This is a genomic window from Xenorhabdus griffiniae, from assembly GCF_015163655.1.
In the GTDB taxonomy this organism is placed as follows: domain Bacteria; phylum Pseudomonadota; class Gammaproteobacteria; order Enterobacterales; family Enterobacteriaceae; genus Xenorhabdus; species Xenorhabdus griffiniae.
This window is the reverse complement of the sequence record NZ_JADEUF010000002.1, coordinates 95,206-121,632: the sequence shown is the minus strand read 5'-3', so window position 1 is coordinate 121,632 and position 26,427 is coordinate 95,206. Positions and strand designations below refer to the sequence as shown.

The following is a 26,427-nucleotide window of genomic DNA, read 5'->3' as shown; positions in this document are numbered from 1 at the left end:
TTATGAAACCCATTAAATTACGTACTTTGGCAGCATTCATCACGGCAGTTGGATTTATAGGCAACGCTCATACAGAAATGACACCGGCAATGTCATCACAGCAGATCGTGGATTTGCTGAGCCAGTTAAAAGTCAATTTCAACGTCATTGATAATCAGGCGGGTTCACATGGTACAGATTGTGCCATTCTTGGCGCTGATTCGGCGGCCTGTAATCGAGTCAATATCATCTTGAGCAACGGTGAGCAGGCAATCAACTCTTCTGATTGGGCGCTCTATTTTCACAGTATTCGCCAAATACTGAAACTGGATAATGATCAATACAAAATCACTCATGTTACGGGTGACTTACATAAACTGGAACCGACGAAAAAATTTACGGGCATCAAAGCCAATGAAAAGGTCGTGCTACCGATTATTGGTGAATATTGGCAAATTTACAGTACGGATTTTATGCCGCGTTGGTATGCGACTTCCGGTGATGCAAGGCCCAGGGTCTTGGTAAGTACCGATACGGAAAACATCAGCAAATTTTTATCCGATCTGGAAGGTGAACAGTGGAAACGAACCACCGCGGATAACAATATCCTGATGACACCTGAAAACCGCTTTGCAAAAAACCAACAGGTGGCAATAATCAGTGAAGATAAGCTGCGAGGACAGATTATTCCGACACCGAAAGCCCTTTCCGTTCATTCCCAGGATGTGGATTTATCCCGTGGCGTGAAATTAGAGTTGGGCGGATTGAGTGGCGAATCTATTAACGTGATCAAGGAGCATTTCAAAGCTCGTGATATTCCTTTAACGGATAACGGTTATCGAATCGCGACCCAAATCAACGCAAACCAATTTACCAAGTCCTGGAGAGTAAACGGTGCGTATTCATTGGAGGTTACCACCAAAGGAACACAAATCGTCGCGTTTGATAAATCTGGCGTATTCTATGGCTTGCAGTCACTGCTTTCCTTACTTCCTGCCAATGGTATGCCAAAGATTGCGACATTGACGGCAAAAGATGCACCACGGTTTGAATATCGTGGGGTGTTCCTTGATGTTGGGCGAAATTTTCATAGTAAAGAAGCTGTCCTGCGCCTGCTTGATCAAATGTCCCGCTATAAACTGAACAAATTCCATTTCCATTTAAGTGACGATGAAGGCTGGCGTTTGGAGATCCCTGGTTTACCGGAATTGACAGAAATCGGTAGTCAACGCTGTCATGATCTGAGTGAGACTCAATGCTTATTGCCGCAGTTGGGATCAGGCCCAGATAGCCACAACATGGGAAGTGGTTATTTTAGCCGTCAGGATTACATTGATATTTTGAATTATGCCAAAGCCCGCCAGATAGAAGTGATCCCAGAAATTGATATCCCCGCCCATGCTCGTGCCGCAGTGATGTCGATGGAAGCGCGCTATAAGAGGCTTATGGCACAGGGCAAAGAGCAGGAAGCCAATGAGTATCGCCTGCTTGATCCGACAGATACCTCGAATACAACTTCCGTGCAGTTCTATGATCGCCACAGTTATCTTAACCCGTGTATGGACTCTTCAAAACGGTTTGTCGATAAAGTAATTAGCGAAGTTGTTGCCATGCATAAAGCGGCCGGTCAGCCATTGAATACATGGCATTTTGGTGGGGATGAGGCAAAAAATATTCGTTTGGGAGCTGGATATCAGGATAGAGATGGACCGATTGTGCCAGATAAGGGGATTATCAACCAGAAAATTGAAGACAAGCCGTGGGCAAAATCTCAGGCTTGTCAGAAGATGATAGCGCAAGGCGTCATTAAAGATGTTGATGAACTTGCCAGTTATTTTGCCATTGAAGTCAGCAAAATCGTCAACGCCCACGGTATCAGCACCATGCAGGCATGGCAGGATGGCCTAAAATATGCCAAATCGGCAAAAGATTTCGCGACTCAATATGTAGCAGTGAACTTCTGGGATACCCTGTATTGGGGAGGCTACGATTCTGCCAATGACTGGGCGAATAAGGGCTATCGGGTTGTTGTTTCCAGTCCTGATTATGTTTATCTGGATATGCCATATGAAGTTCATCCGAAAGAGCGGGGCTACTATTGGGCAACTCGCTTTAATGATGAGGCGAAAATTTTCAGCTTTGCCCCGAACAATATGCCACAAAATGCTGAGACCTCGGTGGATCGTGATGGCTATCACTTTAATACCCATAGTAATAAACGCTGGCCGGGAGCTTATGGCATATCGGGGCAATCATGGAGTGAAACCGTGCGTACTGATGAACAAATGGAATATATGATTTATCCACGCTTATTGCCGCTGGCGGAACGGGCATGGCACCAAGCGGAGTGGGAGCAGAATTATCAGCAGGGCAGGGAATATAAAGGTGGAATAACGCATTATGTTGATATTGCTCTCTTGCAACAGGATTGGGAACGCTTAGCCAATTTGATAGGACAGCGTGAGCTGGCTAAGCTGGATAGCGCCAAAATCACATATCGTTTGCCAGTGCCAGGCGGCAGAATTGTTTCTGGAACACTAGAAGCGAATATTGCATTACCAGGGGTGGTTATCCAATACTCATTGGATAATGGAAAAACATGGCAGGATTATAATGACAGACAGCGGCCCCATGTCAGCGGCAATGTGAAAATTCGTTCTGCCAATACTGATAGAAGCCGTTTTAGCCGTATAGATGAAGTTAAACTCTAACAGTTGCCTGGAGAAATGAGGGCAATAAATTGATAAAGCAAGCTGCTGATTAATTATCAAGTTAATCGGCAGCTTGCTTATTCAAATGAATAAATTGCAGAAGCGGATTGTTGCAATTATTTCATTGTCAGCGCTTGGTTATCATGCTTTTTCATCATGAAGCGTGCTATTTTCGCGGCAATCACCATCAGCACAATGACCATATAAATAAAGACTATGGTTTGAGAGCTTAATTCCATAACGTTCAGCGATGTTTTTCTGACGCTCCTCAATGAATTCATCGTTAAATTCAATGACTTTACCGCAGTCGAGACAAATCAGATGGTCATGGTGATGTTGCTGAGTGAGTTCAAAAACCGATTTACCGCCTTCAAAATTGTGGCGTGTGACAATGCCAGCATCATCGAACTGGTTTAACACGCGATAGACAGTGGCGAGGCCAATCTCTTCACCGATATCAATCAGTTTCTTGTAGAGATCCTCCGCACTGACATGATGGCATTCTGGGTCCTGTAGCACTTCCAGAATTTTCAGTCGTGGAAGAGTTACTTTAAGTCCAGCATTTTTCAATGCTTTATTGTTGTCGGTCATGCGGATTCAGTCCTGTAACTTGAGTTAAGTGCACTTATGATACTTGGGGGTATCGTGAGGGAGTTTCATGTTGCTGATTATAGGCATGGATATTAGAAATGAAAACCATGCCTATTCATATATCATGACACATTATGCAAGAATAATCCTGCCTGAAAGGGCTTTTCTCTTCTTATTAAGCGCCTAGGATCTCTGACAGGCTCATTTCAGCCTTGATCTGCTGCACCCAGCTTTCAACGCGTTCATCCGTCAATTCTGGTTGACGATCTTCATCAATGGCCAGGCCAATAAAATGGTTATCGTCGGCCATACCTTTAGACGCTTCAAAATGATATCCTTCGGTTGACCAGTGGCCTACAATAATGGCACCACGAGGTTCAATAATATCGCGAATGGTGCCCATAGCGTCACAGAAGTACTCTGCATAATCTTCCTGATCACCACAGCCGAACAAAGCAACCAGTTTCCCGTCGAAGTTGATCTCTTCCAGTGTTGGGAAGAAATCATCCCAGTCACATTGAGCTTCACCGTAATACCAGGTTGGGATGCCAAGCAGCAGAATATCGAAGGCTTCAATGTCTTCTTTGCTGCTTTTGGCAATATCGTGGACTTCAGCAACATCAGCACCGCCCAATTTTTCTTGGATCATTTTGGCGATGTTCTCTGTGTTGCCTGTATCACTGCCGAAGAATATACCTATTATTGCCATAAAATGGGTTAACCTCTTGTTTTATCCGTGTATTAAATCTATACACATCACGCTGAAATCAGCTAGAAAAATGTCAGTTTCAGTAACATGAAAAGCGTTATTTTGACCAAACATCCATGACAAATCTGTCAGATTTGTGTGGTGACACCGCTTCGTTGTGTTTAATAAAAGCCGTTAATCGGCAAGGTGATTTTTTTCTGTCAGTTGGGCTAATAGCATTTGTTCAATCAATTCACTGCGGCTAATGTTGCGCTGTTTTGCCAGATGATTTAGTGCTGCGACGGCATCTTCATTAAGTTTGAGTTCCACTCGACGCAATCCTCTGACTTTATCTCGTCGCAACTGGTTGCGTTTATTGATCCTAAGCTGTTCATCCCTGGACAGTGGATTTGTTTTAGGTCGCCCAGGCCTGCGTTCATCTGCGAACAAATCCAGTGTGGTGCGATCAGTTTGTTCTTTTGCCATAAATTCAATTGATAATGGGCGTGTACCAATAATATAGCGGGCAATAATACCTTAGCTGGGCGCGTGTCGCTACTAGTTGATAGGAGAGATTGTTGGGATGGCTCAAATGACATTTACATTTAGAATCGATATTTTAAATGTAGACGGCCACGGAATATCCTTTTCAGAGAAAGAGATCAGACTTTATTGTTAAATTCGGCAAAGCGTTCGTTATTGTCTTCATACCCAGCAATTTTGGCAGTTAGACCAGAGTGTGTGCCTACAAGCTGAGTTAATGAATTTAACATAGTTTTTCTGAGGGAGACAAAGGAATACTCGCATTTCTTCTTACACAGCACACAAATAATTATGAAAAAAATATTACTATTATCTGCAGCCATTCTTTCTGGTTGTTCAACATATGGTATTCCGACTAATAACTTAAAATCATTAAATAATAATGACTTATGTAAGGCCTTGGGGCAGCAAGAATTTAGTATTGATACCATACATAGAATCTATGAAGAAATATTTTCTAGGGCAGGCCAGATTGATACAGATAAATGTATGCAAATGGTCAAGGAAACCAGAAGCTATGAATTATCTAGAAAACGTTTTAGTGAGTTTCAGTTTATGTCACAACAGAGAGAACTGCAGATGATTACTGATAGTATTAAAAATATGTTATAGAAATAATGGCCTATGAGCCAAGATGATAGAAATTTATTAGATAATTTTCATGTTACTTTTCTGAGTTGAAAGAAGGAAAGAGACTTGTTTCATAATGAAATGAACGCTGAGGTGAAACAAGTCTCATATTTTCAATTATCACTGAGTTTGTTGATACCAAAGCTGTGCATATAAGCCATCTTGCTGCACTAAGGCATCATGTGAACCTGATTCAGCGATTTTTCCCAAATCCAAAACGAAAATCTTATCGGCATGACGGATAGTATTTAGCCGGTGAGCAATGCTGATTACTGTTCTGTTTCGGCATATCTCAGCCATATTGCTCATGATGGCCGCTTCAGATTCATAATCCAGTGCAGACGTGGCTTCATCCAGAATCAAGATCTTGGGATCACTCAGTAGCGCCCTTGCCAATGCGATGCGCTGCCGTTGTCCGCCAGAAAGATTCCCCCCTTTTTCGCCAACCGGATGCGCAAATTTATGGGGGAACGCGTTAATGAAATCAACCGCGCCCGCTAAGGTTGCCGCCCGATAGACCTCTTCATCACTGGCATTGGGTTTGCACAGGCGGATATTGTCTGCAATGCTGCCGGAAAACAGAATGCTTTCCTGCAAAACAACACTCATATTACGGCGCAATGATACTGGGTCGGCAATCGCTAAATCCATTCCATCCACCAAAACCTGACCGTGTTGTGGCACATATAGGCGCTGTAACAAGCGGGTTAATGTACTTTTGCCGGAACCCGATGGCCCTGTAATACCAATAAATTCTCCGGCCTTAATTTCCAATGACAGATTTGCCAGCACTTCTGGCGTATCTGCATGATAGCGGAAGCGTATATTGCGGAATTCAATCTGGCCTGCCAGTTCGGGGGCTGATGCCAGCCCTTGTTTACTGTTTTCCATTGGCTCATCAAGAATATCCCCCACCCGCCGCAGGGCGATCAGGGTGTGCTGGAAGTCTTGCCAGACTTGCGCCAGTCTTAGGATGGGTTGGGTAACGTGCCCTGCCAGCATATTAAAAGCAATTAACTCACCCGGGGACAAATCTCCATCAAGTACGCTTCGGACTCCCCACCACAACAGCAAGGCAGCAACCACTTTTTGGATCAGTTCAATCCCTTGCCCCGCTGCAAGCCCACTTTTTTGGGCGGTAAAGCGTTGAATTAATTGCTGGCTCAACACCTTTTGCCATTGGGACAAAAAGCGTTTTTCTGTCGCTGTGGTTTTGATGGTTTCAATACCCGTAACCGCTTCTGTCAGGAAGCTGGTGGCATTGGCATCGGCTTCATACTCTTTTTCTACCTTGCGCCGAATAATGGGGCCGACGGCGATCCAGAGCAAGAAATAGAGAACCAGCGAACTGATGACGAGCCATGTCAACAGGGAGGAGTAGTGGAACATCACGCCCAGAAACAGAATGATGAAAATCAGGTCAAGCAACAGCATAAGGGTAGAGCCGGTCAAAAACTGGCGGATCTGCGCCATTTCCCGAACTCTGGCGATAATTTGCCCTGTTTGCCGTTGTTTGAAATAGGGTAAGGGCAATCCTACGAGATGACGGTACAACTTGCCGGAGAGTTCCGCATTGATTTGACTGGCCGTATGGCCAAACACGGTATTGCGCAGAAAACCATACAGGGGTTCTGCCAATGCCAGTGCCAGCATCGCCATCCCTAATACATGCAGGCTGGAAATGCTCCGTCCAACCAATACCTTGTCGATGACATTTTCAAATAGCAAGGGGGCAGCCAGGGCAAAAAGTTGTAACACGATGGCAAACAGGAAAATATCCCGTAACTGGTTTTTTTGCCTGAAAATAGAGGGATAAAACCAGCTTAGTCCAAATTTAACCTGTTGCCTGGTCAGGGACTTATCTGCGACCAGTAGCACCTTGTATTGGTTAGATTGGCTGCCACTTGTTTTTTCATCGTGCAATAATGCACGCACTTCATATTTTTCGGTGGCAGGATCGAACAACGTAAATGTATCAGGATGGATTTCTGACAATACCCACCAGCGCTGATCCAATTCAACCAATGCAGGTAAAGGTAATGTGGCTGCGGTATCCGGTGTCAGGCGTTCAAATTTGCTGCGTAACCCAATGGCATCCGCCGCTTCACGTAGCTGTGGATCTGTCAGTGTCAGGGAGTCCACACCCAGAATATGGTGTAATTGTTCGACAGAAGCCACCTTGTGGAACTGTTTCCCTAAATGGGCGATACAATCCAGCGCATAATTGTTTGTATTTTCACCGATTGTATTGTCGTCTGTTTGGTCTGCATCTGTATTACAGGTGAAGGTAAAAGTATCAGCCATGATTATTTTTCCCTCAACGCTTCAGATTGATATTCCTGGATTGGGCTGAGCAGATAATCAATCACTCTTCGCTGATCTGTCTTGATTTCCGCAACGATAGACATACCCGCCGTGATTTCAACAGGTTTCCCCTCTACCATAATATTGTTCTGTTTGAGGCTGATTTGTGCAGGAAAAACCAGGCCTAACTGTTCATCGGTGGTGGAATCCCGCGAAATGCTAAGTAACTCTCCCTCAATCGTGCCATAGCGGGTATAGGGGAAAGCATCGACTTTGACGGTGACATGCTGACCAGGCCGGACAAAACCAACATCTTTATTCAAAATCTGGATTTCAGCGAGTTGCACATGTTCATCAGGAACAATCACCATCAAATTCTGTGCAGGTTGCAGTACCGCGCCGAGGGTATGGACAGCTAATTGTTGAACGGTGCCGGTTACGGGAGAACGTACAACTTCAAGCTCTTCCCGCTCTTGCATTTTCGAAATTTCTTGATGCGTTAACGCCAACTGTATTTCTGCCTGTTTTCTTTTCTCAAACCATTCCCGCTCTTTTTTTATTTTGGTGCCCTTTAAGCGTTCTTCCAGGCTTTTGTACTTCGTTATCAGAATATCGAGTTCCGATTTTTGTTGGGCGATCAGCCTTTCTGTTTCCAGAAATTCCTTTTCTTGCTCCAGATATTCCACTTTGCTGATGACCTGCTTTTGGCTCAATGTTTTTCTGGCCTGTAAACGTTGGTTGATATTTTCACGCAAGTTGGTTAATGAGCGAATATCACTGTTTCGTGCCTGTTGGGAAGTCAGGTTCTCTGCCATTTCCGTATGGATACTGGTAATGATTGAATCAAATTCCTGCTTTTCGTGAGCGTAATGCGTCAGAATGCTTGTCTGTCTATCTGCGGATTGTTGCTGGAAAAGTGGCAGGGATTTGGGATCCTGTTTTTCAAGCAGGGCCTGGTAACGGATTTCCTCTTCCACCAAATAATCACGTTGCTCGCTTAAACGGGCAATATCCTGATTGACGCCCAGCGTATTGAGTGTAAGCAGAGGTGCGCCTTTCTCAACATGCTGACCATTTTTGACATGGATAGCAATCAGGCGGCTCTGCTCATAAGCCTGAATGATTTGGGAACGACCAGACCCTATCAAGCGTCCGGTTGCGGTTGCCTGTACATCCAGTTTCCCCAGACAAGCCCATAGCAGGGCTAGCAAAACGCTAATGCTTAGCGTTATTGCCGTATAACGGGCGAACGGCGAAGGTGGACGTTGTGACAATGCCAAATGGGTTGGCAAAAAATCGTAATGCGGGTTGGCAGTACGTAACGGTTTGATTCCTTTCCGAAAGATAGCCTTAAACATGGGCAGGCTCCTCCTGTTTTAGCTCTTGTTGTAACTGCCAAAGTTTCCGATAGTGTTTGCCTTGTTGCAGAAGCTGTTCATGGCTACCTTGTTCGATGATTTGGCCTTGGTGTAATACAATAATCCGGTCACATTGGCGTACTGTAGAGAGACGATGTGCAATGGTGATGACGGTTCTGCCTTGGGCAATCTCAGCCATGTTAGATTGAATGATGGCTTGTGATTCATCATCCAGTGCACTGGTGGCTTCATCAAGGATCAGGATCTTGGGATCTGACAGCAGGGTTCTGGCTATAGCCAAACGCTGTCGCTGGCCGCCTGATAGCGACTGTCCTCCTTCTGCGATCACCGTGTCATATCCCATTGGCAATCTGAGAATAAAATCATGTGCCCCAGCCAGCTTCGCTGCTTCGATGATCGCGGATAACGGGGCATCAGGGCAGGATTGAGACAAATTCTCATACACCGTTTTATTAAATAGAAAGTTTTCTTGCAGAACGATGCCGATCTGCTGCCTGATGGATTCAATATTGAAATTTTGCAAGGGAACGCCATCCAGCGTGATAGCCCCACTTTCTGGGGTATAAAGCCGTAACAGCAAACGTGCAAGGGTACTTTTCCCGGAACCAGAGGTGCCGACAACGCCTACAGTTTCCCCCGCCCGAATATCTAGGGTGAAATGGTTGATAGTGGGGGGGAGATCGGGTTGATAGCGAAAGACGATATCAGAAAATGAGATTGCCCCACGCAAGGTCACCTGTTCGTTACCTGATTGCTGCTCTGTTGGCAGATTCAGCATATCTCCCAGCTTCTCAATGGCAATGCGTGAACGGATAAATTGTCCCCACAGTTGCACTAACTTAGCCAGAGGTTGCTGGGTGTGGCTGACCATCATGTTGAAGGCGATCAGTTGACCAATGGTCATGTGCAGGGAAAGCACTTCCGAAGCACCCAGCCAGATAATGATGGCACTGGTGACTTTTTGTAGCACCATTACCAGATGACCGGAGCGATTATCCCATTGCTGTACATCATAACTGGTGCTGACCATCTTTTCGGTCTGGCTATCCCAGCGGCGAATAAAGCGGGGTTCAGCGGCAAGGCTTTTTAGCGTCTCGGCACCGGCAACGGTTTCGGTCAGGAAAGAGGTATTTATTGCGGCATGGGTGAACTGTTTTTCCACCGCTTTTTCGATTTTCGGTGTCACCCACCAGGCCAGCAGGGCATAGCAGGGCAGGGTAAGCAAGAAGATCAGCGTCAGCATACCGGACAATAAGCTCATGACATAAATAAAGACGAACATGAACAAAACGTCGATACACAAGGTGAACATAGAGCCGGTTAAAAACTCGCGAACTGTTTCCAATTCCCGTACTCGTGTCACAATTGCGCCCACTTGACGAGATTTAAAAAACAGCAATGGCAAGCCAAACAGGTGGTTAACCAGCTTCAACCCCAGTTTGATATCAATCCGGTTGGCGGTGTGGGCATACTGATATTCACGCAATCCACGCAGAATGATTTCAACCAGTCCGGCCGCCACCAGCCCAAAAATCAGCACATCCAATGTGGAAAGCGCCTGGTGCACAAGCACTTTATCCATGACAACTTGCACGACCAGAGGAGAGATAAGCGCAAGGATCTGTAGAACAAAGGAGAACAGGAGTATCTCCGTCAGATCCTTCTTTTGTCTGACAAATTCAGGAATAAACCAGCGGATATTAAATTGGTTGCTTTTTTGTGTTATTTTTATCCACTTGCCACTCCATAGATTGATAAATTCTTCTTTACCTAATATCTCCGGTGTATCTTGATAAGGTTTTTGAATTAAAACCCGCTGTTCATCATATTTCGCCAGAATGAAAGGTTGTCCATCATTATTAAACAAAATGGCTGGCAAAGATATGGCACTTAACTTCTTATTTATAGAGTATTTATTTTTGATTTTAATATTACATTCTTTTTGTAGCTGCTTGAGAGTAGAAATATAATCATCACCATCATTTAAGGTTTTATTTGATATGGACGTATGATCTCTATTAGATATCATTATTATTAAATTAATTAATGATATTATTGTTTTTTCTATTTCATTCATTAAGTTAAATCTTTTTTAAATAAAAAATCACATTTTTGATATAAACAGATAACCTAAAAGTGCTCGAAATGTTAATATATTAACTTATTTTAACAAATCAATAAAAAATATTATCTGCTATCAAAGAGTCTGTAAATGCCAGTAATTAGAATAAAATGCAGAGTCTGAATAGACATGCGCTATTTATATGTTGATTTTAGCCAATAAATAGTTATATCTTTATCCAAAGTCGTTGGCAAACGATAGTTAGTAATGCATTGTCAGTAAACCATCTGATGATAGAGTCATACTTAAATCGGCCCATACTTTACTTGCTATTTTGTATTTTGAATATACCAATCTAACTTCAAGATGCGTGTGATTTCTCCCCCGCTTCGCGGGGGGAGAAATCAGGTTTCATATCGTATTATAAATTTCAACTTGAAGTTTAATGTGTATAGTTCTTTCAAAATGATCAGTTTTTCAAAAATAGCGATTGAAAAATAAGGGAAATATAAATGGCTTTAACTGACTTTGATGAGCCGTAGTCATCAGGTTAAATCATAAATGAAGCCATCATGTATATGGGTTCATTTATGATTTAATCATATTAATTTAATGCAATATTAACATCAAATTAATAATTATTTAATGGATAATGCTATGTCTGAAAAATTTGTTCAAACCATCTCAAGCGTTAATTATAACAAAGGCGTATTTTCTCTTTATTTTGTCGGCCAGGAGCCTAATCAAATGGCGAAGGGTACGCTGGCGGAAAATGATCAGGAATTGCAGTTAAAACAAGTGATCCATATGCCTGCCTCTGGTTTTATGTATATGGTTTCCATGGTCAAAAGTATGCTTGAAGACCCAAGAATGGAAGCCGAAATCAATAAACTGATTGCCGCAGGTTTTTTACCGATGCCTGAGATCAACGAAAGTGAAAAACCGACGGAAGCTGCCGCTACAGAGCCGAAAAAGCGTTCAACACGCAATTCTGAAACCACAAAATAGTATCAGCAAAATTTTATCAGGCAGTTGCTAACTTATGGTGATCACACATCATTCAGCAACACTGAGTGCGCATGAAATACAGGCAATGATGGGTGGGGTGATGTTGCTTTGTCAGCATTCCCCCTTGCACCAACGTTATTTAGTTGCTGAATGGCAACAACGTATTTTGCCATCATTCCAGCTCAATCAGTTTTGCTATTACGAAGATAAACATCAACGCCCAGTTGCTTTTTGTAATTGGGCTTTTTTGTCTGACAGCAGTCGGGATGCCATTCTTGCCGGTGAACGGGAAATTTCACAGGAAGATTGGCGTTCCGGCCAGCATATTTTTTTTCCAGAAATGATTGCGCCTTTCGGACATGCGCGTGACATTGCCTGCGATCTGCGCCGGCGTGTCTTCGCCGCATGGAAAGGGCAAAAAGCCTGCACAGTCAGGGGAATGCTGGATGTGCCAAATAACCGCTGTATCCGTCGGGTACAGTGGTTTTCGATTTAACTTTTACTCAGAGATTGATATATGGGAAAACCATTTTGGAGAAGTGTTGAATACTTCGTTACGGGGAATTACTTCGCCGATGATGGTGATAACAGCATTAAGGCCATTGGATTTGGCGGAAATATATATGCTTACGGCGGCAATGACCATATTACAGTGGGATCGATTGGGGCTACGGTGTATACGGGATCTGGACATGATACCGTTGTAGGAGGAGCCGCCTATCTTAAGATTATTGACACCACTGGAAACCTGACGGTCAAAGGAGGAGCAGGCTACGCAGAAATTGACAAAGATAATGACGGAAATATTGAATTTTCTGGTGTTGCTGGTGGGGTATCGATAACGCACACGGGCAAGGACGGTGATATTACGTACAGTGGTGGTGCGGCTTATAACCGTATCGAGCGTATACGTCAGGCGACTGATACCTACTCTGAAACTCGTGGGAATATCCGGTTTGAAGGCGTAGGCGGTTATAACCGCATTTACTCTGATGTTGCGCACGGTAATATCAATTTTACAGGTGGCGGTGCTTATAACGAAATTATCCGCAAAGGAGCCGCCAATGATTTCAGCAGCGAAGGGATGGAATACGCCAAAGCTGAAGAGGTTGTGCTGACAACGGCAACCATGAGTGGCGCATGGATTGGCAACTCCCATCAGGTGACAGGAGTTAAATCGGCGCGGGAGCCAAACACTTACCTGTTTGCGTTTGAGGATGGTACTTACACTAAAATCAACAAGGTTCAACTGCGCAATGATCCCGAAACAGGCAAATTGAGGTACATTTCGACTGCCTGGTTTAAAGCGGGGAAACATCTCAAGGGGCTGGAAAAACAAGATATTTCAGATCAAGGTGGTTTTAATTCAGTCGATGAAGACGGCGCATACACGTTGTCAAACCTGATCGTTGAACAACAGAAACCGATCACGATCCATGCGGTTGAGAAAAAGCTGACAGAAAACCAATGGGTAGATTATGGTAATGGTGTCCAGATTAACGCAGCAGATATTACTTTGTCTGATGCCAAAATGGGCGGTTATGCTATTTATCGTGATGGAACCACCGTTGATGTAAAAGCCGTCAAATCCAACCGGATGCCGAACACCTATATTTATGGTAAGCAACTTGGCGAATATACCAAGGTCGTGGTAGTTGAACTAAAGAATGATCCTAATACAGGCGTGCTGCGATATATCGCTCGCCCTTGGTATAAAGAAGGCAACCATACCGCTAATCTGGCGAACACCGATATCTCTCTTGCCAATGGTTACCACTATATGGGAACCGGTAGCTACTCACTAAGTGATCTGCATTACAGCGTTAATACTGTGCGCACAACCTCCAGTCGTGTGCCTGATATGCATGAATATAGTGATCTTGAACTGTTCAACTCAGCAACTGGCAGTAATGACAGTTCCGGTAATATTTATTATGTTGGTGCCGGTGGTGGCAACCTCATCAAATCCAACGTGACTCGTGGCAATGTCAGCTTCAAAGGTGCGGGCATTGCGAACGTAATTGAACATAGCTCTGAATTCGGTGATACCACCTTCGCAGGTGGTGGTGGCGCAAACATCATCATCAAAAAAGGCAAAGAAGGTAACCTGGACTTTGACGGTGCTGGCATTGCCAACGTATTGCTGCACCAAAGCCGGAGCGGCGAGATGCATGTCAATGCGGGTGGGGCAGCAAACGTGTTGGTTCGCGTTGGCGATGGCCGCTATCTTGCTCACCTTCTGGCGGTTGGCAATATCTCTATTCACAAAGGTAACGGCAACAGTCGCGTTGCAATGGGCGGTGGTTTCAATACCCATACCCAAATCGGTCATGGTGATGCGTTCTGGACGGGCATTGGCGGTGCCAATGTTCTGACCAAGATGGGGAACGGTAATGTCGCATCAATACTGGCGGGTGGCACTAATATTCTGACCAAAGTCGGTGAAGGTGATTTGGAATCTTCCATGCTAGGTGGAGCCAATATTATTACCCATATTAGCCATAATGAAGCGTCGGATTCCAGTTCTGCAAATACATCGGCAATTGCGTTGGGCGGTGCCAATATCCTGACGAAAAAGGGCAAAGGTAATGTCCAGGCCGTCATGGGCGGTGGCGGTAATGTCCTGACCCATATGGGGGATGGCAAAACGACCGGTGTTATGTTGGGTGGAGCCAATATCCTGACCAAAGTTGGCCAGGGTGATACGACCGGCATTATGTTAGGTCTGGGTAACGTTTTGACCCATGTTGGTGATGGGCAAACGCTGGGTGTGATGGGTGCGCTGGGTAATATTTTCACCAAAGTGGGTGATGGTACAACCATTGCGGCGATGATTGGTGCAGGCAATATTTTCACTCATGTGGGTGAAGGCAATGCCTGGGCGTTGATGGGCGGGAAAGTCAATATCTTCACGAAAGTTGGCGATGGCGATGCACTGGCCTTGATGCTGGCATTAGGCAACGTATACACCCACGTTGGTGATGGCAAGAGTGTTGCTTTGATGATCGCCAAAGGCAATATTGCGACCAAAGTTGGCGATGGCGATGCCCTGTCTGCCATGATTGGTAAAGGCAATATCTTTACCCAGATTGGTGATGGTTCCACTTTTGCGGCCATGATTGGTGGAGCAAACGTGCTGACCAAAGTGGGGGATGATCTGACCGCAGCATTGATGGTGGGTAACGCCAACATTTATACCCATGTCGGAGACGGCACCAGCATTGGTTTGTTTGCGGGTAAAGCCAACATCATGACCAAAGTGGGTGATGGCACAACATTGGCCGCCATGTTTGGCGAAGCCAATATTATGACCCATGTCGGTGATGGTTTAACCGGTGTATTGGCATTAGGCAAAGCCAACATTGTGACAAAAGTCGGCAATGATTTTATGGGCGTTGTGGCCGCTTCTGAAGCCAATGTGGTGACCCATGTTAATCAGGAAGGCAATAGCACAACGGCAGCCGTGTTGATGGGCAAAGGCAATATCCTGACCAAAGTCGGTGATGGAAGTGCGGTCGGCCTGCTGGTTTCTAAAATCGGCAATATCATGACCCATGTTGGTGACGGCACAACGGTCGGATTTGCCAAAGGGGAAGGCAATATCATCACTAAAGTGGGTGATGGGTTGGGCATCAATGCCGCCTGGGGTAAAGCCAATATCTTGACTCAGGCTGGTCACGGCGATCGCTATAACTTTGCCAAAGGTGATGCAAATATCATTACTAAGATCGGCGATGGTCAGGAAGTGACCGTTGTCCAAGGGCAAGCCAATATCGTCACCCATGTTGGCAACGGTGATGACTATACCGGTGCGTGGGGCAAGGCTAATGTCATCACCAAAGTCGGTGATGGTCGTAACGTTGTACTCGCTAAGGGTGAGGCTAATATCGTCACCCAAATCGGGCATGGGGATAGCTTCAATGTGTTATGGAGCCAGGGCAATGTCGTCACCAAAGTGGGTGATGGTATGCAAGTTACGGCGGCCAAAGGTAAGGGCAATATCACCACCACAGTGGGGAATGGCCTTAGCGTGACTGCGGTTCATGGCGACCTGAACATCAATACCAAAGTCGGCGATGGGGTTTCCGTCAATGTGGCTTGGGGTAAATTCAACGTCAATACCCGTGTGGGTGACGGTCTGAATGTTTCCGTCATGAAGGGCAAGGGCAATGCCAATATCCGTGTGGGTGATGGCCTGAACGTTAACGCTTCTTATGCGCGTAACAACGTGGCAATTCAGGTGGGTAATGGTGATTTTTATAGCCTTGCGGTGGCGGAAAGCAATACCCAGAGCAATAAACTGAATGCACTGTTTGACAATCTCAAACAAACCGTACTGGGTCACGCGGGCAGTCAGGGCATCAATTATCTGGTGAATGGCGATGAAGCCACGACATCAGGAACCCATAAAGGGCGAGGCGCCATTGACCTGCCGGAGGTTTCTTCCTTAAATGGTTTCAAACTGACCGAAGTTAATGAAATCTCATCAGATTTGGCAAAAGATTTGAAAGGGGCTGTGACCGGTGTAGATACCCCAGATATTGCAGGGATCGATAAGACACTTGGCAGTAAAAAATATCTGAACCCGAATCGACCACCCAATTTAATCGTCAATGGTGATTTTGAACAAGGTGTTGTGGGATGGAAATCCACCAATGGCATTGAAGCTAACCATTCAGCCAAGGCATATGGATTGAGTGATGAAGGGCATGGTAAGCGGGTCAGTGAACTTGATGTCAGTGGTAACACAAATATCTATCAGGATATCCAGAACTTAACGGCGGGTGAAGAAATTACGGTTAAGTTCGATTTTGCAAGGCGTGCTGACAGCTCTGCGGATAATGGGCTGGAAGTGTGGTGGAATGGCAAGGTTGTTTTTGCAGCCTCCAATGGTGACAGTGAGTGGCAAAACAAAATACTGACCTTAACCGCCAATGCGGGAAGTAACCGGCTGGCATTTTCTGGAATTGGCTTAAATGATGGTTTTGGTTATGTGCTGGATAATGTAGTTGCAACTGCTGAACTGAAAGACAGTGGGGTTGCTGACCATGTGAAACAGGATAAAGCGGCACACAATGCCTTGCAGGACAAGGACACAGCAGAAGCCGATAGCCAACGTTTGGCTCAGGAAAAAGATAAGCAACTTGCAGCGATTGCTGGCACCCAGTCACAACTGGAAGCGACAGATCTGGATGCCCTGAACGCTAACGGGCAGAGCCAGAGTAATGCCATCAAAGAAGAAGCGCAGGCGGTGACAGATGAGATGCTGGCGCAGGTTAAGGGGCTGGAAACACTGGATATCCATGCCAGCCATCATGGTGAATCAGGCCAACAATGGCGTGATCAGTTCGCGGCTGGTTTACAGCAGCGTATTCAAACCGAATTGAATCAGTCTGGTGAAACTGCGCAGAATCAATTGGATAATATCCAGGAAGTGATAGCAGCGCGTTTGGGCGATACTAAAGATGCTGTCGCTAAATCAGAAATGGGTGCACTTAAGGCTGAGCAAAATCAACAAGATGCTGAGCAAGATATTGAAGACGCGCTCATTCAGGCTAGAAACAGGAAGAAAGAAGCCCTTGATCGTGAGCTAAAAGCTAAGCGGGCAGAACATGTGGGTAATCTGGCCGTACAACAAGCAGAGCAGCATGGTCAGCATGAAGTCTCTGCGGCAGACAATAAAACTGCGCAAGTGCAACATGATGCCAAGGGTTCAAAACTGGATAACAGCCATAAACCGGCTCGTACAGGCGCAACAGGCAGTGGTCTGTCCGGTAAAACTTATAACGCTAATTACTCTGAAAACATTGAACAAGCAGAAAAATCCAAGAGTAATATCAATGCCAATTCGACTGTTCAGGCTGATGGTCGATTCAGTGAGCAATTACAAGAGCTGGATAAGGATCTGAGCGAACTTGATAATGCCAAAGCTGCCTTAAACCGCTTGCAGATCAATGCAGGGATACGTGCCAAAAAAGTGTTAACGTCTGTTCATGGCGAAACGTCAGATAATCAGGTGATTAGCCAACCTTCTGCCGTGGTGACTGAATGGATCAGGGATACTCCGAGAATTTCGGGATTGGATCTCAGTGGCCTGAAAGCGCTGGGTGAAGAACATGCCCAGCAAGATTCGGTGGCTCCGGTTGAAACTGGTTATTCTGTTGCAAGCAAGGCACAAAAAGTCGCCAATGTTTACCGTTGGTTAGATAAAGACAACAAACTTGCCCCGGAAAAGGAAAAATATATTCCCGTGCCGGGGTTTGATCGCGTGGATGCAGATATACCGGATGACCTCAGACAGAAAATGGTCGCCTATATTATTGATCCACAGTTAGGGGATACGAGTAATCTATCGAAAGCCCAGATCGCTTCACTGAAAAAATTATTTAAAAAAATAAAGAATACGATTATACCGAAAGACCAGTTCCCTTCACTGGTAAGACTCTTTGTTGATGCCACCATTGATTACGACTGGGACAAGCGCGTTGAATTCGTTTCGAAACTGGAAAGCTATGGTTATAGTTTCGAGCCTGTACATGGTGATAACAGTATTGTTACCTTTTGGTCTGGCAAGGGGCCTAAGGGGCTTGAGAAATCCCGTGAAATTCTTGATGCAATACAGACTGATGGCAAGAAGGTGGTTTACGATATTGATGTCAAAGGTAACGAGTTTGCTATTGCCCTGAACAGAATGCTGATGAATTGGACTAGCTTATCGCCTAGTGGGATTGCGGAAAAGGAAACGGTGAAATCGTCCATTTTGGCTTCTGCACGCAGCAATACCGGATTCTGGAGTTCCCTCTATGCAACTGGCTCACGTAACGATGTTTATCTCATTTCGGAAGGCGGATTGCCTCTTGGCAACTATTTCTGGAATGTTGAATTACCTGTGTTGCGTCAATTACAGCGTGAGGGCCTGATCGGGGAAATTCGCCTGTTGGATAAAGCTGATGAAGAGTATAAAGGCGCGTCACCTGAATCCCTTGGCCGCAGATTGACTGAAGCCGGTGTGACTGTAAAAGTGCGTTTTAATTCTCTCAGCTTTGCAGAGCAGGAAAGGCTGCTTGCATTGGACCCTGACAAATATAAACCGTATACATTGGTTGATTTGGATATCAAAACCAGTGCCATTGATAACCTGCTGAATCAAGCCTTACCATTCTATGGCTTGCGTGCAGAACGCAATTTGTTGGTGAGTGAAGCTGAGGGTGAGGGTTTTGAAGTCCGCCCTTGGCCGGGTAAGAACAGTGATAGCTTCAAAACTATCATGTTGGAAAATCCAAAAGATTCCGCTCAGATTAAATCTGTTGAGCGTTTTATTCTCGCCAACTATAACCATTACGACCAATTGCCTGATGAATTGCATTTGGTGAAAGATCGCATTGTTTCCCACGAACACGGACGTACTCGCATTATCGCTGAAAAAGCGGAGGGTAGCTGGCGTTATAAACCGCAAACTGACCTGATGTCTGCAACGAAGTTACAGGAAGCGGCCTATGTTAAGGGCAAAATTCTGGGCGACAGTTATCGTAATGTCCTGGAAGCATTAAAAAGCTATGAAAATACTCTGCAAGACAGCCAGGATTATGAACTGGAAGCAGTGGAAAAACTGGCACATTTGCGTCATCAGGTTGAAAGTTATCTGTTAGGGCACCCTGATTCAGAACGTACCCCGGCGTTGAAAAACTTGCTGTCACAGATCAATGTGCGGATAGAAGAGTCGCTGACATTGGCTGAACCGACCGTCGAAAGTTCAGGTAAAGGTAGTTTTAGCGATCTCTATAACAAACTGGGTAATGCTAACCTCAAAGACTCCAAGCATCTTTATATTGATGAACAAGGGAATTTTGTTACCCGCGGTAAATCCAATATCCAGATTGCGATGAAAACGGAGAGTGCAGAAAAAGCGGTTGAACAGATCAAGGCGGCTGTGAGCAATGAATATGGTCAGTCAGTAGCAGAAAACGCCTTTGCAACCCTGCAACCCCATGAATTGTCGAAAGATGGCAAGGGGATTGATATCTCAGGCTTGAGAAAGATACATCAGGCGGTGGAACAACAACTGTCTCCGGTGAGCGCAACGTTGTTTGTCTGGAAACCAAGTGATCACAGCCAATTGGGACATGCTGCCTTGCAGATTGGCCAAGGGCGTATCCAGATCACAGAAAATGCCAATGAATTCAATCAGAAAAATTACGTCAGTTGGTGGCCGAAATGGGGTAAGTCTTCTGATCCTGCTCATATCTTAAATAATTTTTCTCATGTACGCTGGCGTGATTTGAGTCAATCTGCAACCCAGAATCAAACCCTGGGACTGGATGTTGATTCTGAAGAACAAGATAACTTTGGTATGCAGTATGTTGTCTACAAGCAGCTTGATGAAGAACTTCAGGTTGCGAAAGGCGTTGATAAAACATTCGCGGATACCAGCGAAGAGCTTGCCACTACTTTACTGGAAAATCCTCGCTTGCTGGGCAGTTACGGCATACCAGAAGTGTTTGCTCGACCATTCCTCAGAAAATTGGAAGAGGGTGGTGTGGATGTATTTGAAATGGGCAAACAATTTGCTGAGGTTCTGCGCAAGGCTGCCACGCAACCCCCTGAATTAACAAAAAAACGCGTTGCCAATGTTATCCAGAAGTTTATTGAACGAAAACAAGACCATCTTCTAGACGATATTCGGGATTTCAAGGCCAGTGATGGCGATGATGGGCGAGTATTCCGCATCAATCTGGCTGGATTGGATACGGCCGCAATGCGGGAAGAATGGCGGAAAATCAGCGAAAAACCAGATACGCGTTATCAACTTCTGACAAAAAACTGTTCAAGCATTGTTGCCAGAGTGCTTAAGGCGGGAGGTGCTGATAACGTTATCGGTCATACATGGCGACCAAAATTTGGTGTCTGGACGCCAACCGAACTATTCAACTTTGCCCAGGCATTGCAGGAAGCGCAGGGGGAAAAAATCCTGCATGATCCAAATCGCGTTGTCAGTGGCGAGCTGGAAGTTTTGGATCATGCCGATAAGAAAGATGACGTGCTGGAAAAAGTGGCTATTGATCACGATGGCACACCACTGCGTGACAGTGACCCCGCCAATCCAATAACGCGTCTCATGAACAATCAGCTTTTCGGCGCCAGAGAACAGCGTCGTGAAGTCGATTATGGCACTCAATTAATATTAGATGAGGCTGTGACGAAAGGCGCAGCGAATAAAATCACGCTACAGGGTGAAGCTGGACGCCTAACTGGTTATTACCATAGTGGCGATCAAACCGATCAGAATGAACCTGACTCGGCCAAAAAAGTCGTTCTTTTCATCCACGGTACCGGTTCATCTGCGGAAGATCAGTCCAGTACTATCCAAATCCATTACCAAAAACAGGGTGTTGATATGCTGGCGGTGAACATGCGGGGTTACGGCTCCAGTGATGGTCATCCAAGCGAAAAAGGGCTCTATCAGGATGCCCGTACCATGTTCAAATATTTAGTTAATGACCGTGGCATCAAGCCCGAAAATATCATCATTCATGGTTATTCTATGGGTGGGGCTGTTGCGGCAGATCTTGCCCGTTATGCCGAGCGCAACGGACAAGCCGTCTCTGGTTTGTTGCTTGACAGGCCAATGCCAAGTATGACCAAAGCGATTACCGCCCATGAAATGTGGAACCCTGCGGGCTTCACAGCAGGAGTAGCCAAATTTTTTAATGGCCAGTTCTCGGTGGAGAAAAACCTGCAAGGTATCTCGAAACAGACGCCAATCATGCTATTGTCCGATAATGAAGGGTTGGGCAAAGAAGGGGAAAAACTGCGTAGCAAACTGCTGGTCGAGGGTTATCAGGTATCAGGCGAACTGACTTCCTATGGTCATGAAGAGAGCAGTCGTTTGATGAATCTGTATGCCAAGCAGATTGTCACGAACTTGTTTGATGCGAAACCTCAGCCTGACGAACCAGAAGTACTCAAAGGTATTGATAACGACCTTAAACGTTACGGTGAAGCAATAAAACCACAGCCAGCCGGCCCAGGGAAGAAGCTGACAGATATTCGTACAACCGAAGATTTTCTGGCGGGTTACAAACAAGGCCATGCAGAACAGATCGTGGATGGTTTCCGTCCAAACATGAATATCAAACAACTGGTGGATTTGCTGGTTAAGGGTAACTGGAGCCTGGAACAGAAAGGCGCTTTGGCTTGGGAAATTGAAAGCCGCGCCTTGAAAATCACCTTCCAGCCAAGAGCTGAAAAATACAATCGGTTGTTCCGTGATGTCGCTTCAACCGGCATTGCTGACACTAAAGCGAGTGAACAACTGGCACCCCAATTGTTATTGCTGAATCTGTCAAATGATGGTTTTGGCGGACGTTGTGATCCGTTGTCGAAACTAGTTCTGGTTGCGAAACAACTTGAAAATGAGGGACAGGAGGGGGTTGCCCGTCAATTGCTGGAGAAAATGTATTCTGCGGCAGCGGTACTTAACAACCCAGAACGGTATTCTGCCGCTGAACACGCCAACGCAAATAAACTGTTGGGATCTTTGGCCGCACTCCATGCTAAGAACCCAATGTCAGCGACATCCATGAAAGTGTGGAAAGAGAAACTGGAAGACACGAAAGCACTGACAGTCGATGGCGTCGTCCAGAAAATTACTGCTGGCAATCCAGAAGGTCAGCCAGTGTTGCTTGAGCTGGATGGCCCAGACCATGCTATGGCGGCGTGGGCGAAAGGCAGTGGTGAAAATCGTGTTTATGGTTTCTATGATCCCAATGTGGGAATTATTGAATTCTCGTCGGCGGAGAAGTTTGGCGCTTACGTGACGCGTTTCTTCGGTGAATCCGATCTAAACATGGCCCAAAGCTATAAGTTGCCGAAGAATGCAGCAGGGGAAAGCGTTTTCGAACGTGTCGCCGTCATGGATGGTGAGGTTCTGGCAACTTATCGTCCAAGATGGGCTGAGAACTTCACGATGCGAGACATCTTAGAACTGCCTGTGTTTGACGATACCCCAATCAAGAAACCGGCAGAAATTGATGCAACTCATAGTGTGAAAAAACCGTTAGGTGATGACTCGCTGGAAAGTCATATTCACGTGAATAACCAGGATGTCAATGCCTGGGAAAATATTGTGGTCAAATCCCAGCCTGAAAGTAGCGCCAGCCGCTTTGCTGGTCAGATTATTATCCAGACTGAAAATGATCCGATTGTTGCGCAAGCTGCCGCGAATTTGGCCGGTAAGCACCCAGATTCCACTGTGATTGTTCAGCTCGACAGCAATGGCCAATACCGTGTGGTGTATGGTGATCCCGCTGTCTTGTCCGATAAATTACAATCCGGCAAATTACGCTGGCAGATTGTGGGGCATGGGCGTGAAAAATCGCTACAAAACCACACACGTGTCAGCGGTTATAGTGCCGATGAACTGGCCTTAAGGCTGAAACAGTTCAGTACCGATTTCAAACCTGTTGGTATGCCTGATCATATCAGCCTTGTCAGTTGCTCCTTGATCGGTGATGACAAACGAGATGGTTTTGCTCGCCGCTTTATTTCGGCACTGGATGAGCAGGGTATCCGAACCACAGTATCGGCTCGCAGCAGTGCAGTTGCGGTAGACAGTATTGGCCGCAAATACACAAAAGATGCGCAAGAACAGTGGGTTCACAAGCTGATGGATAATAAGCTGGTGCTGGGATGGAATGACAACGGTGAAGTGGAAAGTCACTCCGAACGAATCCGCTTTGGTATTGCTGAAAATGACATCAATTTGTCCCGCGTGGGGCAGGCAGGTGTAGATGCAAAAGCGCAAGGTGCGATTGCCGATAATGCCGAGACATTCCATGCACCGAAACAACGCGATGCGGCGGATAACCATTCAGCGGCGGCATCATCCAATAACCAACTGAGTTATTCCGGCAATATTCAGGTACAGGCGGGTGATGGTGAGTTTACGGCAATTAACTGGGGCACGACCAACGTAGGCATCAAGGTTGGTACAGGTGGCTTTAAGTCTCTGGCCTTTGGTGATAACAATGTGATGGTTCACATTGGCAATGGTGACAGCAAGCACAGTATTGATATTGCCGGTTATCAGGCACTTGAGGGTGCACAACTGTTTATCGGCAACCGCAACATCAGTTTCAACATGGGACGCAGTAATGATCTCATCGTTATGTTGGAAAAATCCATTCCAACCCCACCGTTGGTTAACCCATTTGATGGTGCAGCCCGTATTTCTGGTGTATTGCAAAACATTGCCGGCTCGTTTGATTCACCAGATTGGCTGGCGACACAAAACCAGCAATGGACATTGGAAAGTGCGAAGAAATATGTCAGTGATCTGTCCGGTCTCGATTTGACCAGTAGTGTGGATTATAAGACGTTGACTGATCTCGACTCACAAAATGAACGTAGCAGCCGTGGCCTGAAAAATGATCTCGAAAGCACGCTGAACAAGAAATACAACCAATGGTTGAGTGGAAATGGCAATACCCCGGAAATGGGTAAAATCAGTCGGGCGGATAAATTCCGTCAAGCGAATGAAAAACTAGCCTTCAACTTTGCCGTGGGTGGACAAGGTGCGGATATTCAGGTTACGACGGGTAACTGGAACTTTATGTTTGGTGACAACATCCAGTCGATTCTGGATACCAATATGGGTTCACTGTTTGGTCTAATGACGCAGGAATATACCTCAACGGGTGTGGCAAAAACCACGTTTACCTTTAGCCCAACGGACTTGCCACGTCAGATCAAAAACAAATTGCTGGGGAATCTGGCGGGGGTTAGTGCGGATACCACGCTGGCGGATATCTTTGGTGTGGATTATACCCCGAAAGGCGGTATTGTTTCTCGCTCTAGTCAGTCTGTTGATGGTGTCGCTATTTTGCGTGAAATGCTGGAAATCATCGGTGAATTCAGTGGCGATCAACTGAACGCCTTCACTGATCCAGAAAAATTACTGGATAGCCTGAAAGCCGGCCTGAATATGGGAGCTGATGGCGTGAAATCTTTTGCTGAAAGCCACGGCCTGAAAGCCAAAGCACCTGATGAAAATCAGGAAGGGCGTGTTTCCATCAGTAAAGGGGATGCATCAGCACCAGAAACGACACAGGCAGATCGCGCCTTTGGGCTGACGTCCCTGAACCTGCCAAACCTGTTTGCAACGCTGTTCAACCAGGATAAGCAGGCCGAGATGAAATCGCTGGTCACTAACTTAAAAGAGAACCTGACTGCCGACTTACTCAACATGCAGGATAAAACCTTCGACTTCCTGCGTAATAGCGGTCATCTGCAAGGGGATGGTGACATCCACGTTTCTCTGGGTAACTACAACTTTAACTGGGGTGGTGACGGTAAAGATCTCGGTGCGTATCTGGGAGATAACAATAACTTCTGGGGCGGCCGTGGTGATGACGTTTTCTATTCCGTAGGCACCTCGAATATTTTCACAGGAGGCCAGGGTAATGATGTCGGTGTCATGATGGGGCGTGAAAACATGATGTTTGGTGGTGCAGGCAATGATGTGGCTGTATTGGCTGGACGGATTAACTACGCCTACATGGGAGATGGCGATGATCAGGTCTTTGCCTTTGGTGAAGGTGGCGTGATTGATGGCGGCAAGGGACGTGATTATATCGTGGCTTCCGGCAACTTTAACCGCATTGATGCAGGGGAAGATCAGGATTACGTTGTCGCCATTGGCAATAATAATCAGGTTGATTTGGGTAAAGGTAACGACTTTGCGACGGTATTCGGCAACAATAACCGAGTCGATGGCAAGGAAGGTAACAATGCCATCAAATTAATGGGTTATCACGCTGTTATCAATGGGGGTACAGGTAGTGATCACCTGATTGCCGATGTGGTCTCTAAGTTCAGCCAGCTTAACGGTGGCGATGGTGATGATCTGCTGGTATTGGGTGGATACCAAAACCGCTTCAAGGGTGGCACGGGCGTGAATAGCTTTGTGGTCAGTGGTGATGTGATTGATAACGTGGTTGAAGATATCAAGCAAGGCGACAAGATTATTTTCAACGATATCAATTGGCAAAACCTGTGGTTCCAACGCAGCGGTTACGATTTGGTTCTGTTGACCCAGCGTAATGTCAAAGATACCTCTGCACAAGGGGAATTTGAGGCAATGGGTTCTGTAACGTTCAATGACTATTTCAATGGCAACCGAGCGGATATCGTCACCCAAATGGGAGATAAAGATGCACAGGGCGAGCGTGAATATACAGCACTCTCTGCCAATGCCGTTGATTCCCTGGTGCAGGCTATGAGTGGATTCGCACCTAATATGGGAGACAGCAGCTTGATTGATTCGCTGGACAGTAAATCGAAATCAACCGTTATAACGGCTTGGTCTGATACCATTAATGGAAAATCTAAACTAGTCTGATAGTTTTATTAACAAAATGGCCCATGAATATGGGCCATTTTTCAATTAACGTGTTATTGGGATTTATCACTATTTAGCCGCTTATGGCGAACATCATTACGGGTGAATACGTCCCCAAATATTATCATTCAGGA

At 45.7% G+C, this 26,427-nt stretch carries 11 protein-coding genes; 5 read left to right on the top strand and 6 right to left on the bottom strand.

All coding sequences use genetic code 11. The features are described 5' to 3' along the window. Positions 1-2: 2 nt before the first annotated feature. Positions 3-2,690, top strand: a complete 2,688-nt coding sequence (locus IQ211_RS01275; protein ID WP_189758083.1) for a beta-N-acetylhexosaminidase — start codon at positions 3-5, stop codon at positions 2,688-2,690. 141 nt (positions 2,691-2,831) lie between these two features. Here the strand turns inward: IQ211_RS01275 and fur are convergent, their stop codons facing one another. The 3 genes from fur to ybfE all read right to left on the bottom strand — a co-directional run bounded on the left by fur (position 2,832) and on the right by ybfE (position 4,455). Next, complete coding sequence (gene fur, locus IQ211_RS01270; RefSeq protein ID WP_189758084.1) at positions 2,832-3,281, bottom strand: ferric iron uptake transcriptional regulator; 450 nt, start codon at positions 3,279-3,281, stop codon at positions 2,832-2,834. Between the two features lie 175 nt (positions 3,282-3,456). After that, on the bottom strand, positions 3,457-3,990 hold the full coding sequence (gene fldA, locus IQ211_RS01265; RefSeq protein ID WP_189758085.1) for a flavodoxin FldA: 534 nt from the start codon (positions 3,988-3,990) through the stop codon (positions 3,457-3,459). Between the two features lie 174 nt (positions 3,991-4,164). Then, the gene (ybfE, locus tag IQ211_RS01260; protein WP_189758086.1) at positions 4,165-4,455 is read right to left on the bottom strand and encodes a LexA regulated protein; all 291 of its coding nucleotides are present in this window, start codon (positions 4,453-4,455) and stop codon (positions 4,165-4,167) included. 348 nt (positions 4,456-4,803) lie between these two features. Here ybfE and IQ211_RS01255 point away from each other — a divergent pair, with 348 nt between their 5' ends. Then, positions 4,804-5,124: a hypothetical protein gene (locus IQ211_RS01255; protein WP_189758087.1), complete on the top strand. Its 321-nt coding sequence runs from the start codon at positions 4,804-4,806 to the stop codon at positions 5,122-5,124. 138 nt (positions 5,125-5,262) lie between these two features. Here the strand turns inward: IQ211_RS01255 and IQ211_RS01250 are convergent, their stop codons facing one another. From IQ211_RS01250 to IQ211_RS01240, 3 genes are read right to left on the bottom strand one after another with little or no spacing between them, the layout of a single operon-like run. Beyond that, positions 5,263-7,446: a type I secretion system permease/ATPase gene (locus tag IQ211_RS01250; RefSeq protein ID WP_189758088.1), complete on the bottom strand. Its 2,184-nt coding sequence runs from the start codon at positions 7,444-7,446 to the stop codon at positions 5,263-5,265. Between the two features lie 2 nt (positions 7,447-7,448). Beyond that, positions 7,449-8,804 (bottom strand): HlyD family type I secretion periplasmic adaptor subunit, encoded by a 1,356-nt coding sequence (locus IQ211_RS01245; protein ID WP_189758089.1) that lies wholly within the window; start codon positions 8,802-8,804, stop codon positions 7,449-7,451. After that, a complete protein-coding gene (locus IQ211_RS01240; protein ID WP_189758090.1) occupies positions 8,797-10,902 on the bottom strand; it encodes a peptidase domain-containing ABC transporter in 2,106 nt (701 codons plus the stop codon). The genes IQ211_RS01245 and IQ211_RS01240 overlap by 8 nt, the downstream gene beginning before the upstream one ends. 642 nt (positions 10,903-11,544) lie before the next feature. On the opposite strand from IQ211_RS01240, the gene rtxH reads away from it, so the two are divergent. From rtxH to rtxA, 3 genes are read left to right on the top strand one after another with little or no spacing between them, the layout of a single operon-like run. Continuing rightward, positions 11,545-11,895, top strand: a complete 351-nt coding sequence (gene rtxH, locus IQ211_RS01235) for a protein RtxH (protein ID WP_189758091.1) — start codon at positions 11,545-11,547, stop codon at positions 11,893-11,895. Positions 11,896-11,929: 34 nt separating this feature from the next. Beyond that, positions 11,930-12,391 (top strand): RTX toxin-activating lysine-acyltransferase RtxC, encoded by a 462-nt coding sequence (rtxC, locus tag IQ211_RS01230; RefSeq protein ID WP_189758092.1) that lies wholly within the window; start codon positions 11,930-11,932, stop codon positions 12,389-12,391. Between the two features lie 21 nt (positions 12,392-12,412). Then, a complete protein-coding gene (rtxA, locus tag IQ211_RS01225) occupies positions 12,413-26,293 on the top strand; it encodes an MARTX multifunctional-autoprocessing repeats-in-toxin holotoxin RtxA (protein WP_189758093.1) in 13,881 nt (4,626 codons plus the stop codon). The last annotated feature ends 134 nt before the right edge of the window (positions 26,294-26,427 follow it).

Coding starts and splice junctions, on each gene's coding strand:
- fldA (WP_189758085.1), bottom strand. CDS start 3,990: ATGGCAATAATAGGTATATTCTTCGGCAGTGATACAGGCAACACAGAG.
- IQ211_RS01245 (WP_189758089.1), bottom strand. CDS start 8,804: ATGTTTAAGGCTATCTTTCGGAAAGGAATCAAACCGTTACGTACTGCC.
- ybfE (WP_189758086.1), bottom strand. CDS start 4,455: ATGGCAAAAGAACAAACTGATCGCACCACACTGGATTTGTTCGCAGAT.
- IQ211_RS01240 (WP_189758090.1), bottom strand. CDS start 10,902: ATGAATGAAATAGAAAAAACAATAATATCATTAATTAATTTAATAATA.
- rtxA (WP_189758093.1), top strand. CDS start 12,413: ATGGGAAAACCATTTTGGAGAAGTGTTGAATACTTCGTTACGGGGAAT.
- rtxC (WP_189758092.1), top strand. CDS start 11,930: ATGGTGATCACACATCATTCAGCAACACTGAGTGCGCATGAAATACAG.
- rtxH (WP_189758091.1), top strand. CDS start 11,545: ATGTCTGAAAAATTTGTTCAAACCATCTCAAGCGTTAATTATAACAAA.
- IQ211_RS01250 (WP_189758088.1), bottom strand. CDS start 7,446: ATGGCTGATACTTTTACCTTCACCTGTAATACAGATGCAGACCAAACA.
- fur (WP_189758084.1), bottom strand. CDS start 3,281: ATGACCGACAACAATAAAGCATTGAAAAATGCTGGACTTAAAGTAACT.
- IQ211_RS01255 (WP_189758087.1), top strand. CDS start 4,804: ATGAAAAAAATATTACTATTATCTGCAGCCATTCTTTCTGGTTGTTCA.
- IQ211_RS01275 (WP_189758083.1), top strand. CDS start 3: ATGAAACCCATTAAATTACGTACTTTGGCAGCATTCATCACGGCAGTT.